Annotated in this window: 16 protein-coding genes and 2 pseudogenes; 11 read left to right on the top strand and 7 right to left on the bottom strand. The window is 39.4% G+C overall.

Annotated elements, in window-relative coordinates:
* Positions 1-132: 132 nt before the first annotated feature.
* Together F896_RS09160 and F896_RS09155 are read left to right on the top strand one after the other, a co-directional pair.
* Positions 133-783, top strand: a complete 651-nt coding sequence (locus tag F896_RS09160) for a potassium channel family protein (RefSeq protein ID WP_016163838.1) — start codon at positions 133-135, stop codon at positions 781-783.
* Position 784: 1 nt separating this feature from the next.
* Entirely contained in the window at positions 785-2,122 is a 1,338-nt protein-coding gene (locus F896_RS09155; RefSeq protein WP_016163839.1) for a TrkH family potassium uptake protein, read from the top strand.
* Here the strand turns inward: F896_RS09155 and F896_RS09150 are convergent.
* The 4 genes from F896_RS09150 to F896_RS09135 all read right to left on the bottom strand — a co-directional run bounded on the left by F896_RS09150 (position 2,110) and on the right by F896_RS09135 (position 7,352).
* A complete protein-coding gene (locus tag F896_RS09150) occupies positions 2,110-2,637 on the bottom strand; it encodes a cysteine peptidase family C39 domain-containing protein (RefSeq protein WP_016163840.1) in 528 nt (175 codons plus the stop codon). The two genes, F896_RS09155 and F896_RS09150, sit on opposite strands and share 13 nt — an antisense overlap.
* A complete protein-coding gene (locus F896_RS09145; RefSeq protein WP_016163841.1) occupies positions 2,638-3,807 on the bottom strand; it encodes a phospholipase A in 1,170 nt (389 codons plus the stop codon).
* Between the two features lie 23 nt (positions 3,808-3,830).
* Positions 3,831-6,770, bottom strand: coding sequence for an insulinase family protein (locus F896_RS09140; RefSeq protein WP_016163842.1), 2,940 nt, complete (start codon positions 6,768-6,770; stop codon positions 3,831-3,833).
* A 132-nt stretch (positions 6,771-6,902) separates the two neighbouring features.
* Positions 6,903-7,352, bottom strand: coding sequence for a GNAT family N-acetyltransferase (locus F896_RS09135; protein ID WP_016163843.1), 450 nt, complete (start codon positions 7,350-7,352; stop codon positions 6,903-6,905).
* 116 nt (positions 7,353-7,468) lie between these two features.
* On the opposite strand from F896_RS09135, the gene F896_RS09130 reads away from it, so the two are divergent.
* From F896_RS09130 to F896_RS09095, 8 genes are all read left to right on the top strand, one after another.
* Positions 7,469-8,482 (top strand): adenosine kinase, encoded by a 1,014-nt coding sequence (locus F896_RS09130; protein WP_016163844.1) that lies wholly within the window; start codon positions 7,469-7,471, stop codon positions 8,480-8,482.
* A 16-nt stretch (positions 8,483-8,498) separates the two neighbouring features.
* A complete protein-coding gene (locus tag F896_RS09125; RefSeq protein WP_017402009.1) occupies positions 8,499-8,804 on the top strand; it encodes a Rieske (2Fe-2S) protein in 306 nt (101 codons plus the stop codon).
* A 22-nt stretch (positions 8,805-8,826) separates the two neighbouring features.
* Positions 8,827-9,438 (top strand): OB-fold-containig protein, encoded by a 612-nt coding sequence (locus F896_RS09120; protein ID WP_167515391.1) that lies wholly within the window; start codon positions 8,827-8,829, stop codon positions 9,436-9,438.
* Between the two features lie 553 nt (positions 9,439-9,991).
* Positions 9,992-10,183 (top strand): cytochrome oxidase putative small subunit CydP, encoded by a 192-nt coding sequence (gene cydP, locus F896_RS09115; protein ID WP_004806751.1) that lies wholly within the window; start codon positions 9,992-9,994, stop codon positions 10,181-10,183.
* Complete coding sequence (locus tag F896_RS09110) at positions 10,183-11,760, top strand: cytochrome ubiquinol oxidase subunit I (RefSeq protein ID WP_005313523.1); 1,578 nt, start codon at positions 10,183-10,185, stop codon at positions 11,758-11,760. The genes cydP and F896_RS09110 overlap by 1 nt, the downstream gene beginning before the upstream one ends.
* A complete protein-coding gene (gene cydB, locus F896_RS09105; protein ID WP_005313521.1) occupies positions 11,757-12,902 on the top strand; it encodes a cytochrome d ubiquinol oxidase subunit II in 1,146 nt (381 codons plus the stop codon). Before F896_RS09110 ends, cydB begins: the two co-directional genes overlap by 4 nt.
* A gap of 14 nt (positions 12,903-12,916) precedes the next feature.
* Positions 12,917-13,018: a cytochrome bd-I oxidase subunit CydX gene (gene cydX / locus F896_RS20435; protein WP_004653762.1), complete on the top strand. Its 102-nt coding sequence runs from the start codon at positions 12,917-12,919 to the stop codon at positions 13,016-13,018.
* A 3-nt stretch (positions 13,019-13,021) separates the two neighbouring features.
* Positions 13,022-13,318, top strand: coding sequence for a cyd operon YbgE family protein (locus F896_RS09095; protein WP_004806745.1), 297 nt, complete (start codon positions 13,022-13,024; stop codon positions 13,316-13,318).
* A gap of 99 nt (positions 13,319-13,417) precedes the next feature.
* Here the strand turns inward: F896_RS09095 and F896_RS09090 are convergent, their stop codons facing one another.
* A complete protein-coding gene (locus F896_RS09090; RefSeq protein ID WP_016163845.1) occupies positions 13,418-14,251 on the bottom strand; it encodes a LemA family protein in 834 nt (277 codons plus the stop codon).
* A 545-nt stretch (positions 14,252-14,796) separates the two neighbouring features.
* On the opposite strand from F896_RS09090, the pseudogene F896_RS20440 reads away from it, so the two are divergent.
* Positions 14,797-15,584: pseudogene (locus tag F896_RS20440) on the top strand (PepSY domain-containing protein); the annotation flags it as partial.
* Between the two features lie 42 nt (positions 15,585-15,626).
* Here the strand turns inward: F896_RS20440 and F896_RS0119865 are convergent.
* Positions 15,627-16,151: pseudogene (locus tag F896_RS0119865) on the bottom strand (GNAT family N-acetyltransferase).
* Between the two features lie 63 nt (positions 16,152-16,214).
* Positions 16,215-16,898, bottom strand: a complete 684-nt coding sequence (locus F896_RS09080; RefSeq protein ID WP_016163850.1) for a YccT family protein — start codon at positions 16,896-16,898, stop codon at positions 16,215-16,217.
* Positions 16,899-17,105: the final 207 nt, after the last annotated feature.

Below are 17,105 nucleotides of genomic sequence, written 5' to 3' on the forward strand. Positions count from 1 at the left end.
ATAATGTCGGCTTTATTTTTATTCGATGTTTTGCTTATAGGTGTGCAGCGCAAACAAAATCATTACAAATAGAAAGTTATTCCATCTTAAAATGAATAAAAAGACATTTTTATCATTTAGTTAAGGACAGTTATGGCACAGTTTGCAGTCATTGGTTTAGGTAGTTTTGGGGCAACTGTTGCATTAGAGCTGACTAAACTGAATCATGATGTCATTGGCATTGATACCATCAAACGTAATGTCGAAAGCTTAGCTGATCGTATTACTCACGCCGTGATTGCCGATGCCACCGACGAGCACGTCCTAGAAGAGCTGAATATCCAAAATTGCGATGCTGTAGTCGTTGCCATTGGTGAAGATATTGAAGCCAGTATCCTCTGCGTTTTAAATCTCAAGAATCTTGGTGTTGAGAAAATTCTGGTAAAGGCTAAAACTAAAGCACATCACACGATCCTCTCCCATTTAAATGTCAATAAGATTATCCATCCTGAAGAAGACATGGGTGTCCGGGTTGCTCAGGCATTAAATTACCCAATGGTGAGCCGTTATATGGCGCTTGACCACGATCATTACATTGTCAAAGTTCCTGTGCATGAAAAACTCAACAACGTAAATTTATCTGGCATCTTAAAACAAGAACCGCATATCAAACTTTTATTGTTAAAACGAGATCAAGAAATTCTCTATGAAACAGATGGCAACTTCACCTTGAAAACAGGTGATGTCCTCATTCTAGAAGGTTTACTCAGCCATCTCCGAAAACTTTCAGGATGTTTCGTATAAAATGGCATTTAAAATAAACTCCCAAAAGACTTTCAACCTCAGCCCGCCATCTTTACTGGCAATTGGGTTTCTTAGTTTTATTATCATTGGCACGATATTACTAAAAATGCCGATTGCAAATAAAGGCAATGTGAGTTGGATGGATGCCTTATTTACAGCAACTTCGGCTGTGACTATTACAGGTTTATCAGTCGTAAACTTGAATGATTCGTTCAATCATCTTGGGCAGTTTATTATCCTTTTGTTGATTCAATCGGGTGGTTTAGGCTTTATGACCTTCGCTATATTGGCCGCCTTAAGTCTCGCTCCTAAACTCGGCTTAAAACAACAAATGATGGCGCAAGATAGTTTGGGGCAAACCAGCCTCTCCAAAGTGACCTTCGTCGCCAAAGGTGTCGTGCTATATACCCTGTTCTTTGAGTTGATTGGCGTCGTTATCCTGACGGCCTCCTTTGCGCCCATGTATGGTTTTGATCGTGGGCTTTATTATGCTGTTTTTTATAGCGTTTCAGCTTTTAATAACGCAGGTTTTTCCTTATTTGATAACAGTCTGATTAACTTTCAAAGCCATTATCTGATTTGTCTCACCATCAGTATGTTATATACCCTAGGCGGGATTGGTTTCTTGGTTTTGATTGATGTAAAACAAAATAAACGCTGGAGCAAGCTAACTCCCAACAGCAAACTGATCCTGAGTACCATCGCGATATTAAACCTTGTTGCCTTCGTGCTGATCTGGATTTTAGAGTCCAACAACCCGCTCACTCTTGGCTCAATGGGCTTAGGTGAACAGGCCATGAACGCTTGGTTCCAAGCCACTGTACCGCGCTCTTCAGGGTTTAACACCATTGATACAGGTTCAATGGAACATAGTACGGCTTTATTGACCATGTTATTGATGTTTATTGGTGGTGGTTCTCTCAGTACGGCTGGTGGTATTAAAGTCGGTACGTTTGTAATTTTATTGCTCTGCGTGATTTCCTTTTTAAGGCGTAACGAAGAAATCCGTATTTTTAACCATTCAGTTTCACAAGAGACCACCTATAAGGCACTCGCTGTAACCGCGATTACAGGTATGTTGGTCTTTGTTGGCTGCTTTATTATTTTTCTGCTTGAACCGAAATTAGATGTACTCGACTTAATGTTTGAGGTGGTCTCTGCGGCATGTACTGTAGGACTGTCACGAGGTGCAACAGGTCAGTTGCATGATGGTAGCTTGTTTGTGCTGAGTGTGCTGATGTTTACAGGACGATTAGGGCCGCTAACACTTGCTTATTTAATTGCGACTCCAAAGAAGAGCCGCCTAAAACATGCCAATGCCAATATTCAGATTGGATGATGATCTAAAGGCTGTTCAATCACAATCACTTGTCGACAAATTTCATCACTTTGACGCTGTTTTTCAAACACCGTTTTAGACATCACGTCAAAGTGATCACAGAAACTAATTTCGAGCTCATCGATTGAATAAATCAAGGATTGGTTCCCCATACCCTGTAATGTGTCATAAAACACAATCACGAAGTGGCCTTGTTCATAAGCTCGCTGAATCTCGGAATAAGTTAAAGCAGCCTGAATGGGGATCTGAAGACGCTGTGCATCAAGATAACTCTGCTTTTCCTTTTCATCAATATTAAGGTCAGGTGCCGTATAGAACGATACTTCAAACCCTAATTTTTTCAGTGCCACAGCCAAAGCAATGGTAAATGTTCCATCTTCTCGGTCATGACCAGACAAGCGAATCAGGTCAGCAATATCAATATGGGTATGATATTGCTTCACGATTAACCAGAGTGCAAACACGCCACAATTTGCTTCAAGCTGCAATAAGGACTCTGGAATATTTAAACTCATTTAGTACCAGTTCATTAAAGATACACCTAAGCCGACATAGGTCGCTCGGTGGTTATAATCAATCAAGCTCTCGCCATAGCCATCAAATATTTGGAAATGACCACGTAATTTATCTTTAATTGGAAAAGCCCAGTCAAACTGAACCGCACCATGTGAACGATCGCCACCTTTTAATGAATGACGTAACATCAAAGAAAAATCATTATTGCCCTTACGGTAAAATGCGGTTAAATCACCACGACCAATATAATCCTTGATGTCTGGGTTATTATCATCTTTGGCATCTTCTTCAACACGGTACCAAGGACGTAGCATCAATGCGAAGTTATCTTTTTCAAAACCAAGATTAAAAATCACACGGTTCCAACTACGAGAAAGTGGATCAGAGCGACCATTGGATTGGTGATTCAGCGTTACCCCAAGCAAACGAGCATTTAAACCTAAAATTTCATAATTGGTTCTAAACATCAAACTCGCTTCAGGCTCATAATTGGTCTCACGGAATGGTCTTGATTCCTCTGAGTTATAAACTTGCCAACGTGAAGATTGCGTGTAACCCAACCAGAGATCACCATTATTACCAAAGATGTTTTCCCAAGCTTTAGTCTTAAATGAAAGCTGGAATTTCGCTTCGCTTGAGGTCAACTCTTGCTTATCCTTGACTGTATTTTCAGGGTTCGGACTACTTGGAAATTCATTTTTATCACTCGTCCAGAACACTGGTAACAGATAAACAGGTTGATAGGCACGAATATTCCATACCCCCAATTTACTTTCTTCTGACAATTCCCAACGGCGATCGAGTAATGAAACGTTTGGATCAAATTTTGGTGCAGCGCCTAATATATGCAAGTCACTAACCTTTTGAACCACCTTATCTTTCAAAGACTCTGGTTTGGCTGGTTCACTCGACTCAGCCACAGGCATAGCGGCTGCAACCATAGGCGCGGCATCGGTCTGCACTTGTGTTGGAATAATGGTCGGCGCTTTAAAAAGGCTGTCATAACAAGCCAAACGCTCAGCATTTGCGGCCAAGGCCACACACGCATCTACGGTTGCAGGGCTTGCTGGTGCTGTCGATTCAGCATGTGACAACGATGTCGCTAAAGAGCCAAGTATCGCAAGGATACTCAGCTCCAAATGACTACGTTCAAAAGATTTGAACGCCATAGATTTCTCCGATTTTTATTTTATTAATTAACTTGCTGGATATTAAATCCAAGTTTCTGCAATTCTTCACGTTTCGCAAATGGCGCAACCACCGCTTTCACTGGTTTTTGAGCCAATAGATATTGCTTCGCAACACGCTGTAAATCATCCAAGTCCACGTTGAGTAAACGTTCTCGTAAGATTTTACGGAATTTTGGTGTACGTGCATGCAACAATGCATAACATGCGGTAATTGCTTCCCCAGCTGGTGAGCCCGGTTTATCCATACCAGCCACTAACCCTAGAATTGCTTCTTCGAGTTGATGTGGTTGCTGCTCAGTATTGAGTAACCATTGCACGCTGGCTTCAAAATCATTAAACGTTTCAGCTAAGCGTGGATCACGATAACTATAGAAACGGAATGAGCACGCGTTGCCATCATAGCTAGCTCCACCACCATACGCACCACCTTTTTCACGAATGGCGCTATGTAAGAAGCCATTACGCAAATAAGCGGCCAATACCATTAAAGGTGCTGCATCAGGATGAGCAACATCGACTGCTTGATAAGCAGACGAACAGAACTGAACATTAGCTTGAATTAACCATGCTTCATCATCTGAAGTATTGACCTGTTCTACTTGCGTTAAAGTAACAGCTGCTTTATCGACGACCAACTTATCCCAAACGTTTTGAACTTCTTCAACCAAACGATCAGATTGATGTTCTTCACATACCAACAAGAATTGTTTAGGTGCTTGCAGCAACTTACGATGAATCGACTGTAATTCAGTAATCAATGTTTGATAAGCGCTATCATCTTGATCAATTTTCGCAACCAAATCACTAAGCCAGTTTAATGCGCCTAAACCCGTGTTGTGATAATCACGGCGTGCAAGTGCACTCATTTGACGTGAAGCAGCTTGCATTGCATAACTATGGCCAGAGCCAGACAACCGTGATTGCCAGCGAGTTTTACGTTGCTGCAATAACTCGATGATGCGATCTTTCTCATCAAAACGAAGTTGCTCAAATGCCAATTTTAATAATTGAATTGCATCCAGTTTCTGCGTCAGTGATTTTGTAGTCAGAGTGAGCCATGCACTGATACGGTCTTTATCATCGACCTTACTGCGCAATGATGCTCCCATACCTAAACCACCACTGACTGCGGTTTGGATTTGCTGGAATTCCAAATAATCGTACTCACCTGCACCAACCTCTCCCATTAAAATAGAGAGTAAATTGAAATATGGAGATTGTACGATTTCATCTGGAATCTGAATCAAAACTTGTTGGTAGTAAATACCATTGGTTCCTGCATGATATAAATTCAACGGTGTATCTAAGCCATTGCAAATAATTTCACGTAGTTGCCCCTGTACAATCTGCAATTCAGCAGGCACATCTTCCAAACCAACTTTTGGTAACAACTCAAGATCATCTGCTGTGTCTTGACGTTGCTTTAATGCAGCCGTTTTTTCCTGAATTTCAACTTTCTGCGCATCAGTCAAATTAGCAGTAATCTCAGCCAAACGCGCTTGTTCAGCCTGTTGCTCTTTCACTGATTTTGTTGCGTCAGGTACTAAAGTCATTTGTACACGGTGTGGATTATCCAACAGGTGAGTTTGAATCAAGTTTGATAACCACATCGGGTCCTTTAACTCTTCTTTCACTTGTTCAATCGCAGAGTCTACATCCCAAACATGAACTGGATCACTGTGATGAATCGCGCTACCTAATCCATTGAGAATCAGACTTAGACCATACGGTGTACCATCACCATTGATTTCACGTTGATGTAATTCAATTTGATGAAGAATGGCATCTACAAAATCAGTATCTACTGGCTTAGAGGCAACCTCTTTCAGAATATCGAGAATGCCATTTTTAAATGTTTCTGTATGTTCAGCATTAGAACCTTGAACGCCACAATAGAAGGTCATTTCAAAGTTACTATCATCCACACCCATTAATGGACCTGTTGATTGTGCATAACCACAAGTTTCCAAATAATGACGTAAAGGTGAAGCTGAATTCTCTAATAGAATCCCCTCAACCAAACGCATACCTAGACGTAATTTAGTATCACTGGTTTCAGGCAACAACCACGACATCACATGGTAGGTCTTGTCTTTCAGATCTTCACTATCGACTGCATAGCTTTCAGTTACTTCTACAGGTGCAGTTAAACGCTTCTCTGGTTTTGAATATAAGGTAGTCCCTTGAGAAAACTTGTGTAGGGCTAGTTTCTCAAACTGTTCTTGCAGGTCATATGCACTTTGATTGCCAAAGGTCATGAACACGGCATTACTTGGGTGATAGTGAATTTTATAAAAATCCACCAACTGCTCATAGCTGAGGTCAGGAATATCTTTAGGATCACCACCAGAGTTGTAGTGATAGGTCGTTTCTGGGAATAAATGATGTGCAAGCTGATGATATAGCTGATCTGAAGGAGAGCTCATTGCTCCTTTCATTTCATTAAATACCACACCTTTATAAACGGCTTGATCATTTTCCAGCTCAATACGAATGCCTTCTTGCGCAAAATCCAAAGGATTCAAATTCGCGGCAAAGGCAGCATCTAAATACACAGACAATAAGTTTTGAAAGTCTTTTTTGTTCTGTGTTGCAAAAGGATACGCTGTCCAATCCGCTGCTGTAAATGCATTCATAAATGTATTCAACGAACGGCGGATCATCAAAAAGAACGGATCACGTACAGGGAACTTTTCAGAACCGCAAAGAGCCGTATGCTCTAAAATATGTGCAGCACCTTTGGAATCCATAGGCTGCGTTCTAAATGCCACCAAGAACACATTTTCATCATGGGTGGTGGCCAAATGGTAGTGAACTGCACCAGTCACTTTGTGCTTATATTCTGAAACTTGAATATCGAGTGCTTCTACATGGTGTTGACGTAATAGCTGAAACGCGGGATGTGTCGTTTGAGTAATGCTTTCAGTAACATCTACAGTCATGTGATCTCCAATTTATCTGTATTAAATTCATTACAATTGATTATAGAGAGTCTACCGAAGAATACGTATCGATATCCATGTAAATTACTATGTTTTTGTAGAAAAATGCAGCGCCTAATCGAAAACGACGTTTCATAAAATCTTGTAAAAATTGCGATGTGCTGACACGATAGATTGGTATCCCCGACTTTGATAGAAGTGAGCCGCTTGTGCTGTATCAGTAAATAAATCAAGCCGCTCAAAATAGGTCTTTGCATATTGTTCGATATGCATCAATAAATAAGTAGCTATTTTTTTATGACGATAATCTGGGTGTATATAGAAACGACGTAAGCGCCCAACTCGCTTCGATTCAGCAAAAGGATCTTGATTCAGTCCACCTACGGCAATCAAACCATCCTGTTGATCATATACAACAAAAAGTGCTTCTCCGATCTGATCAAAACAATTCGCACCTGATTGAAAATCTTGCTTTAATCTATTTAAGAAGCGAAAGCCCTCACGTTCTGAATATTGAATCAGTACGCCGATTTGTGCAGGCAACTCTAGGCTTCTTTCAATTCTAAAGTGGTCTGACCTCATCTTCTTTCCTTCATTTCACTGTAACCGTAGGCTTTGCTGAATTTTCTTCAACAAACTACTGTAATCCGTAGCATTCGTGTAAACTTTGCTTTTTGATTTTTACTGTGATGACAAACATGGCAACTGTTGATCTTTTTGCAATTGGTAATGCACTCATTGACCAAGAATTTAAGGTTTCAAATGAGTTTTTAACGCAACAAGGATTGCCAAAAGGCACAATGCAGTTGGCCGATGGTGAAACGCAGGCAAATTTATATCAAAAATTACAAGATACTCAAAGCTACAAAGGCCAAGCGAGTGGTGGTTCAGCAGCGAATACAACCGTTGCATTTAGTGCCTTAGGTGGTACTGCATTTTATGGCTGCCGTGTAGGTAATGATGAACTCGGTAGCATTTATCTTGACGGCTTAAACGAAGCTGGTATTACAACCACAACACAATCAATCAGTGAAGGTGTAACAGGTACATGTATGGTTCTGATCAGCCCAGATTCAGAACGCACCATGCAAACCTATCTTGGGATTACCGCTGAATTATCCGACGAACAAATCGACTTTGAACCACTTAAAACCGCAAAATGGCTGTATATCGAAGGTTACTTATCAACCAGCGATACCGCTCGTGTTGCAGTTAAACAGGCACGTGAACTGGCTAAAGCCCACGGCGTTAAAATTGCATTATCCCTCTCCGATCCTGCAATGGTGCAATATGCACGTCAAGGTTTAGTCGAACTCCTAGATGATGGTGTAGATCTGTTATTCTGTAATGAGCAAGAAGCGCTTATGTTTACCGAAACAGACAATCTTGATGCTGCGATTGAAAGCCTAAAATTAAAAAATCAACATATTGTGATTACACAAGGTGCAAAAGGGGCTGTAATTGTTGATCAAGCACACCACTTCCATGTTAATGGTCGTGCTGTTGAAGCTGTGGATACCAATGGCGCTGGAGATGCATTCTCAGGCTCATTTTTATATGCAATCAATGCGGGTTTAAGCTTGGAAGCCGCAGCACAACTTGCTATTTTGATCTCAAGTGAAGTGGTCGCTCAATATGGACCACGTTTAAGTGTAGAAAATTACGCTAAACTCTTTGAACAATTCCAGAAAGCTCAACAGGAATGTGCATAACATGGAAAAGATTTGCATGACTGAAGAAGTCCCTGAGCGTGAGTCTCGTGCATACGACACCATGAAAGGGACCACCATTTTTATTACTCAAAAAGATGGCAGCTTCTATGCCTATCAAAACGTTTGCCCACACTTGCAAACTGAACTTGAGTATTTAGAAAATCAGTTCTTGGACCAAGATAAAGAATATATTCAATGTTCTACGCATGGCGCACTGTTTTCAGTCGAAACGGGTGAATGTATTTCAGGCCCTTGTCTAGGTGAATTCCTTGAGAAAGTAAATTTGGAAGTCCACTCAGATGGTGGTATCTATATTGATTAAGCCCTAGATCATGAATTCTGCGATGACTGAGTTTTTCCTCAATTACTATCTGATGCCATTTCATATGAGTGTCGTGGCTTTAATTGTGCTCAGCATTGCAGAAACCATCGGGATTGTAATTGGCTTACGACCGAGTCAATTGGTTCAAAAGCTCACCCCTGATTGGTTACTGAATTCGCCTCTACTCGATGTGAAATTTTCTAAATACCTGATCTTTGTTTTTTTACTGATTAATTTTAGTTTTGCAGGCTATTTTCTGGAACTCTCGTTCTTTGCTTTGCAGCACTACTTCATTTCACCTTACTATTTATTTGTTCCAGCACTGATCATCGATATTTTCTTTACCGTATTTATGATTCACTGCCTAGATCAGGTGATCAAACCCAAAGTCACTCATACACATACCAATTTGGTTGGCCGTTTAGCCACAATCTCAACTGGAAATGCACGACCTGGTTTCTCAGCTCAGGCACGTGTGCGTGATGAGTTCGGACAACTCTATTATGTACAAGTTGAACCTGAGTACGGTGAATTGGAATTACAATCCCAAGTGTTGTTAATTAGCCAAAAATCAAACTCACACTATCTCGCGAAAAAAATATCTCTCTCAAATAACTTATTCGCACCAGACTGATTTTTGTCTCAAAATTGCGCTTGAATAGAGAAAAATAGTGATTTTTACATTTTATTACAAATATATCCTGCAAAAGTTTTAAATTTAGCTCTTCCCTTCTTGTTGTTTTCATGATCTCACCGACACAAAAAATACAACAGTGATACCTATCACATTTTTTAGAATAATCTCTACCTATACACTAGGTTTTGTAGAGACTTCATTGTAAGAATTATTTAATTATGTAATTAAAACGATAAGTCACTGTATATATTATTAATTTTATATTCATACCATTTTAGTTGGTTTAATATTTATTTAATTCAGTATAAACCCTATCTTTTTAATCAGATTTAAAAATATAAATACAACCGTTTTGATCAGGTTTTAAAATTAATTCATATTATTTTAGTTGGTTAAAATAACTATTTTAAATATTTTAACAAAAAATATTTATCATATTGATTTAAAACAATTATTTAATTTTAAATTATTTAGAAACCCTAAAGGTTTATTTTCAATGAATTTTATTTAATAATGTTTTACATCTTCTTTAAATATGAGGCTAGGTTCTATGAACACGAGTTCTCAAGATCCAAATCGGCGACTCATCAGAGAAATCACGATTATTCTTATTATTAAAGTTGTACTTCTCTTGGTGATTAAACACATCTGGTTTGATGCGCCAACGATTCCAAAAGATTTTAACAATGAAGTTGCCGAGCGTATTGCTGGTGACATGTCCAAAACTCAGGAGACACGTTGATGATTTCTGAAAGCGTGGTCGATCTTTCGCGGTTCCAATTTGCAATGACCGCAATGTATCACTTTCTTTTCGTCCCTCTAACTTTAGGTCTAGCTTTTATTCTTGCCATCATGGAAACCACCTATGTGATTTCAGGCAAAGAAATTTATAAAGATATGACCAAATTCTGGGGGAAACTCTTCGGGATTAACTTTGCCTTAGGCGTAACCACTGGTCTGACTATGGAATTCCAGTTCGGTACCAACTGGGCTTATTATTCCCACTATGTAGGCGATATTTTCGGGGCACCGCTTGCAATTGAAGGCTTGATGGCTTTCTTCCTTGAATCTACCTTTATTGGTTTATTCTTCTTTGGCTGGGATCGCCTTTCTAAAGTACAGCACTTAGGTGTGACTTGGTTAGTAGCGATTGGCTCGAATATGTCTGCCTTATGGATTCTCATCGCCAATGGTTGGATGCAAAACCCTGTCGGTGCTGCATTTAACTATGAAACCATGCGTATGGAACTGGTGGACTTTGGTGCGCTGATCTTTAACCCTGTGGCGCAAGTAAAATTTGTACACACAGTTTCTGCAGGTTATGTCACTGGTGCAATCTTTGTACTTGCCATCTCAAGCTATTACTTATTAAAGAAACGTGATTTACCTTTTGCGCGTCGCTCATTCGCTATTGCTGCAATCTTCGGTTTAGCATCAACGTTATCTGTAATTCTACTTGGTGATGAATCTGGCTATGAACTCGGTGATGTTCAAAAAACCAAACTTGCTGCGATCGAAGCAGAATGGCATACCGAACCTGCACCTGCTGCATTCACCTTATTTGGCCTTCCAAATCAACAGGAAATGCGTACCGACTATGCGATTAAAATTCCTTATGTGATGGGGATTATCGCAACACGTTCTACCGATAAAGAAGTGACTGGTTTACGTGACTTGATGAAAGAACATGAAGTGCGTATCCGTAACGGTATGGTGGCCTATAGCGAGTTAGAAAAGCTTCGTGCGGGTGACCGTTCTCCAGATTTATTGGCTTCATTTGAGAAAAATCAAAAAGACTTAGGTTATGGTCTGTTATTGAAAAAATATTCTCCAAATGTGGTTGATGCGACTGAAGCTCATATCCAAGCTGCGACTAAAGATACCATTCCAAACGTAGCGGCACTGTTCTTCTCTTTCCGTGCCATGGTTGCTTCTGGCTTCCTCATGCTGTTGTTATTCCTGCTCGCGACTTGGGCTGTAGCAAAACGTAATGCCGAAGATAAACCTTGGTTACTCAAATTTGCTTTGTTTGCTCTCCCTCTCCCATGGATTGCAGCTCAAACAGGTTGGTATGTAGCTGAAGGTGGTCGTCAACCCTGGTCGATTGGTGAAATTTTACCAACACACCTCTCTGCATCAAGCGTCAGCGCTGGTGATGTGTGGGGCTCGATTATTGCGCTTGCAGCGTTCTATACCGTACTGCTCATTATTGAAATGTACTTAATGATCAAATTTGCTCGTTTAGGACCAAGTTCTTTGCATACTGGTAAATATCATTTTGAAAAACTAGAAGCAAAAACTGGGGAGGCTCAATCATGATCGAATATGAACTCCTAAAAATTATTTGGTGGGTGCTCGTTGGTGTACTACTGATTGGCTTTGCACTTACCGATGGTTTCGATATGGGCTCAATGGCACTGATGCCATTTGTAGGTAAAACCGACTCTGAACGCCGTGCTGCAATCAACACCATTGCGCCACACTGGGATGGGAACCAAGTCTGGTTTATTACCGCAGGTGGTGCACTGTTTGCTGCTTGGCCAATGGTCTATGCGGTAGCCTTTTCTGGCATGTATTGGGCCTTACTACTGGTGCTATTTGCCCTCTTCCTGCGACCCGTCGGGTTCGACTATCGCTCTAAATTAGAGAATACCCAATGGCGTACCTCTTGGGACTGGGGCCTATGTATCGGTGGTGCCGTTCCTGCACTGGTGTTTGGTGTGGCATTCGGTAACTTGTTCTTAGGTGTACCATTTAGCCTAGATGACACTTTACGTTCGCAATATACAGGTAGCTTCTTTGCGCTATTGAATCCGTTTGCACTGATTTGCGGTATTGTCAGCCTATCAATGCTATGTGCGCATGGTGGTGCTTGGCTGATGTTACGCACCGATGGCAATTTGCATAACCGCTCTGCCAAAGCAACACAAATCATGGCAATCGTGTTCCTTGTGTGCTTCTTGGCTGCGGGTGCATGGTTATTATTTGGCAATATCTCAGGTTATAGCTATGCAACTGCGATCAACACCAATGCTGCGCTGAATCCGCTTGCGAAAGATGTGGTGACCAATGCCAATCATGGTTGGTTAAACAACTATGCAACGTATCCGATCACCATGGCTGCACCTATTGCTGCCATCCTCGGTGCATTATTGGTGATTGTCAGTGCAGCGAAACATAAAGCGGCTATGAGTTTTACGGGTACAAGCCTGATGATTGTCGGTGCGATTCTTACTGCTGGTTTTGCCCTGTTCCCATTCTTATTACCATCAAGTATTGATCCAACTTCAAGCTTGACCATGTGGGATGCTGTTTCTAGTCATAAAACCCTTGGTGTAATGACCGTTGCTGCATGTATCTTCGTTCCTCTCATTTTGATCTATACCTCTTGGTCGTATTACAAAATGTGGGGTGTAATCACCAACAAACATATTGAAGAAAATTCACATAGTTTGTATTAATCAGGAGATATGACATGTGGTATTTTGCATGGATTCTAGGTGTCTTGATGGCATGTTTCGCAGGTGTACTCAGTGCGCTTTATATCGAACATCATCAAGATTTAGATGAGGAATAAAAAATGGCTGAAGCAATGACAACACCAAAGAATAGTAAAGCGCAAGTACTTGCAATGACCATTTCGTTTTTGTTGGCATTGCCGCTTGCTGCTATTTTACTGGTACATCCTTCGCTAATGTTGGATGCTAACGGACATTATAATCATAGCTTGCTGATGTTGGTGATGATTGGGATTTCTGGTGGTTTCGTACATGGGGTTGGGTTTATACCAAGATTCTGGTTATGGAAATGGTTATTTAGTCCTTATATCGCTTGGCCATTAATGGTGTTGGGATATTTTATTTGGATTGGAAATTAACCCCTACACCAACCACAAAAAAGCTGCCTGTTAATCTGGCAGCTTTTTTATTTATAAGACACTCAAAGCTAAAATAAATTTGATCAAGCTTAAACTGATTCATTCCACCTTACTTGATATTTGAGCTTGATCTACATTTTTAGGCTGATCAATTTGAGCCTGTTCGGTGTGATTAATAGCCGTTGCATCAGAAAACTCTTCAGTATGTTGCTCTAACTGCTTCGGTTTATCTGTTATTTGCTGATACTTTGACACTGCACTTTCTTTTAAGTTCTGAACTTGCTCACTCTCCAAAATGCGCTTACTTGTATCTAATGCCTTATTGGCAAGTGTTTTTGAACCATCGACTAAATTGGTTTTTGCTGAACTCAAGAGTGCTGTTAAATGTTCAGCACTATCTGTATGAAAATCTTTTAGAATATGTTGTTCCGTATTTTCAACTGAAAAATCTAAATAGGGCGCTTCAGAAAATTTGAGTGCATTCGCAATAAAAATAGTTGGGATAGAGCCTCGTTTGGTATTGTATTCTCGAACATAATGATTAAAAGTTTCTCGTTGATGACCAATCTCATCTTCAACAGCTTTAATACTTTGCATTAGACTTTGATATTGTTCATTTGCTTTAAGATCAGGGTAACGCTGAACCACCCCCTGAATCCCCATCAAGGCCACTTGGGATTCACGCTGCCCAGAAACAATCTCATTTGCCTTGGTTGCATCTTTAGAAATGGTTAGATGCAAGAGTTGCTCTCCATCTTGATAGTTCTTTACCACATCAATTAACTGATTAATCAGATTCACTTTCTTTTGCAAAGATACGGAAATATTTGAAAGACTTGATTTAATAAACTCTGCTTTCGCTTGCAAAGTATTATATGCTTTCAATAGCAGGTACATCATAATTAAAACAACAAACAATACAATCCAAAACATATCACCCTCAAACTATTTTCTCATTATTTAAAATCATGAAAAATATTCCATCAACTGAATCAATATTTTAAATTTTCACGATCATCTTAAATAAAGCAAAGTGATAAAACCATCTAAAATATGAGCACTATATCAAGACCGTTCAATTTCAGAATGATTAACAAAATCAGCATAAACACCAGTATTAACAAACACTTAAAGCGTTAAAAACATCAAAAAAATAAGAATTTTTTCAGTCGAAATTAATGCAAAAAAGTCCCATAATGTAAAATTAAATCTAACTTAATATTTTTATCTACTGCTATTTTTATATAAAAGGCGGCAAAATTTGAACGCCTATTTTGATTAGTACTGATAGGACTTTACCACTGGCTTCAATTTCAGAACCATTAGTTTTCGCACCATTTACAACACGGTAATAGTTATCGTCTTACTGGACATTATGACTTCAGCTTGTGTGTATTTACTAACCACAACAACAACATTGTCTAATTTTGACTGGAAATACGCTGCCTTAAAATTCAAACGGTTATCATAAAAATGATGAACATACATCTGACTTTGTTGCTTTATACCATCCTGATCGTATGCTTCGTGGTGATACCTTTGACTATATGTCATTTAATCCATATCAAAGTACACCTTATCCGACCAAGACCCTATCCACTGAAGAAAGTTCAGCTGCTTCTCTCATTCGCTCAATGTTTGCCTTACATTTTGGTAATTATGGTGGCGAACCAATCCGCTGGATCTATTTGATTTTTGGCTTAGGTGGCGCTTATCTGTTCTATTCAGGCAATATTCTGTGGATTGAAACTCGCCTGCGTAAACAGAAGAACCGAATCTACCAGCACCACAACAGCGTAAAGATGTCATGTTCATTGCTAATTTAACCATTGGGGCTTGCTTAGGCTACATGTTAGCAATATTTACCAGTATGTTGATTGGTCGATGGACCTATGTCATACCATTGCAATTACAAAGTCATAACCATGTATTTATGTATAGCTACTATTTAGTATTTATTGCTTGTATTTCATACAGTTTTATTGTTGGTGCAGCAAAGGCTTTAGCTCAACTGTTCTTAGCGATTGCGCTTGTTTTATTGCTGATTCCTGCGACTTCTATGCTTGCCTATGTGTTTCCAATCCAAGGACTTTGGTATTCAACAGATCATTTGATTTGGATTGATATCTCGGCTTTGATATTTGCTTTAATATTTATACGTTTTTATCAACAAGCCAAAGATCGTGCGCAAGTCGCGCCAATTGGTTCAATTTGGTCTACACAGAAAGTTGAGCAGACATCCTCTCTTACTGAAAACCAAACTTAAACGGTTGTCGATAGAGCCTTGATTGTTGCAATCATGGATCTTTTATACACTCAAGATTTTTTTCATTTCAATCAGTTGAATAGGTACAATCGGTTGCCCTACTTCAGCCTCAATTGGATATTCGCTTTTCCGTCCCGTTATTTGGTAACCACAGCGCTGATAATAGGCCAACAGCTCAGTTCGAACATCTAGAACATGCATGACTAAATCAAGAATCTTTGGATAATTTTGAGCAATATATAACTCAGCATAATTTTGTAATTCACGCCCATAGCCTTGGTTCTGGATGCTTGGATCAATCGCAAATGTACCTATCTCTATACAATCAACATTCAAGCTTAATCCGAAGCAGGCAACAATCTCATCATTACCTAGTTCACCCACTAATAATTCGAAATTTGCTTGCTGTAATGCTTGTTCTAATTGAACTTTACCAATGCGATCACCTTAAACATACGCTTTTTCAGTTGTCCAACTACGTTCTGATTGTTCTCTATAAGCGATATTAATCAGCTTAACCAATTGCTCCAGATCACTATTCTTTGCTTTTCTAATCGTTAAAGACATTTTTATTTTATTCCACACAAAAGAAAGCCGATGATAACATCGGCTTTCTTGTTAAATTTTAGATTAGTTTGTTTGACCAGCTAACCAAGCCATAAATTTTTGGCGCTCAGCTTTAGATGCTTTCTGCCATAATTCTGCCAATTGTTGATCTGTAGTTTTTGCTGCACCGACTGTCGCTGCTGTTGTTACTGCTACAGGCGCAGTTGCAACTACTTGTGATGTTGTTCCTGCATAAACAGGTGCAGGTTGATTTGCAGCATTATTCTTATTCTTCTGTGTTAAATCCAAAGTACGACTTAATAGATTACTACCTGTAAACCAAGGTTGTACTTCATTATTTGCACCGGTTTGCTGTACCACCAGTTTTTTATTTTGATCATACAAAGCAACGGTAGGTTGATCTGCATATTTTTTTGCAGCATCGAAGTTTTTAGGTGCATTAACTAAACCTAAACTATAAGACTGATTGTCTTGCAGATCAGGGGCTTGAAGAGTCACCACGCCCGATTTAATGATGTCATGTTCACCATTCAAATGTTCAAAATACTCACGATAACGAACATTGACAGTTAAATTGCCTGGATCAACTTGATAGTTATTCTTCTTTGATGGAATTAATCCACTATTTACTTCTTGACCATTTACAGCAAGAATCACGATTTCTTCAGGGGCAGTAATAGTGACTGCAGAAAAAACTGAACTACTTAATAATAAACCGAAAGCAGCGACACCAACTCTTAAAGACATTAGACTCTTCTCGATATAAACAATTTATGAAATCGTAAGCACTATGCTCCGCGATTATGACCATTTTATGACAAAAACCAAAACTGTCTATTACAACAATTCGGCTTATTTAAGATATATACATCATATATATGGCAAAAGAAAATGACTTTATCTAACATTTTGTTTTGTAAAACAAATATATCATCAAGAATTGTATTGCTGCAA

It is taken from the genome of Acinetobacter genomosp. 15BJ, assembly GCF_000400715.1.
GTDB lineage: Bacteria > Pseudomonadota > Gammaproteobacteria > Pseudomonadales > Moraxellaceae > Acinetobacter.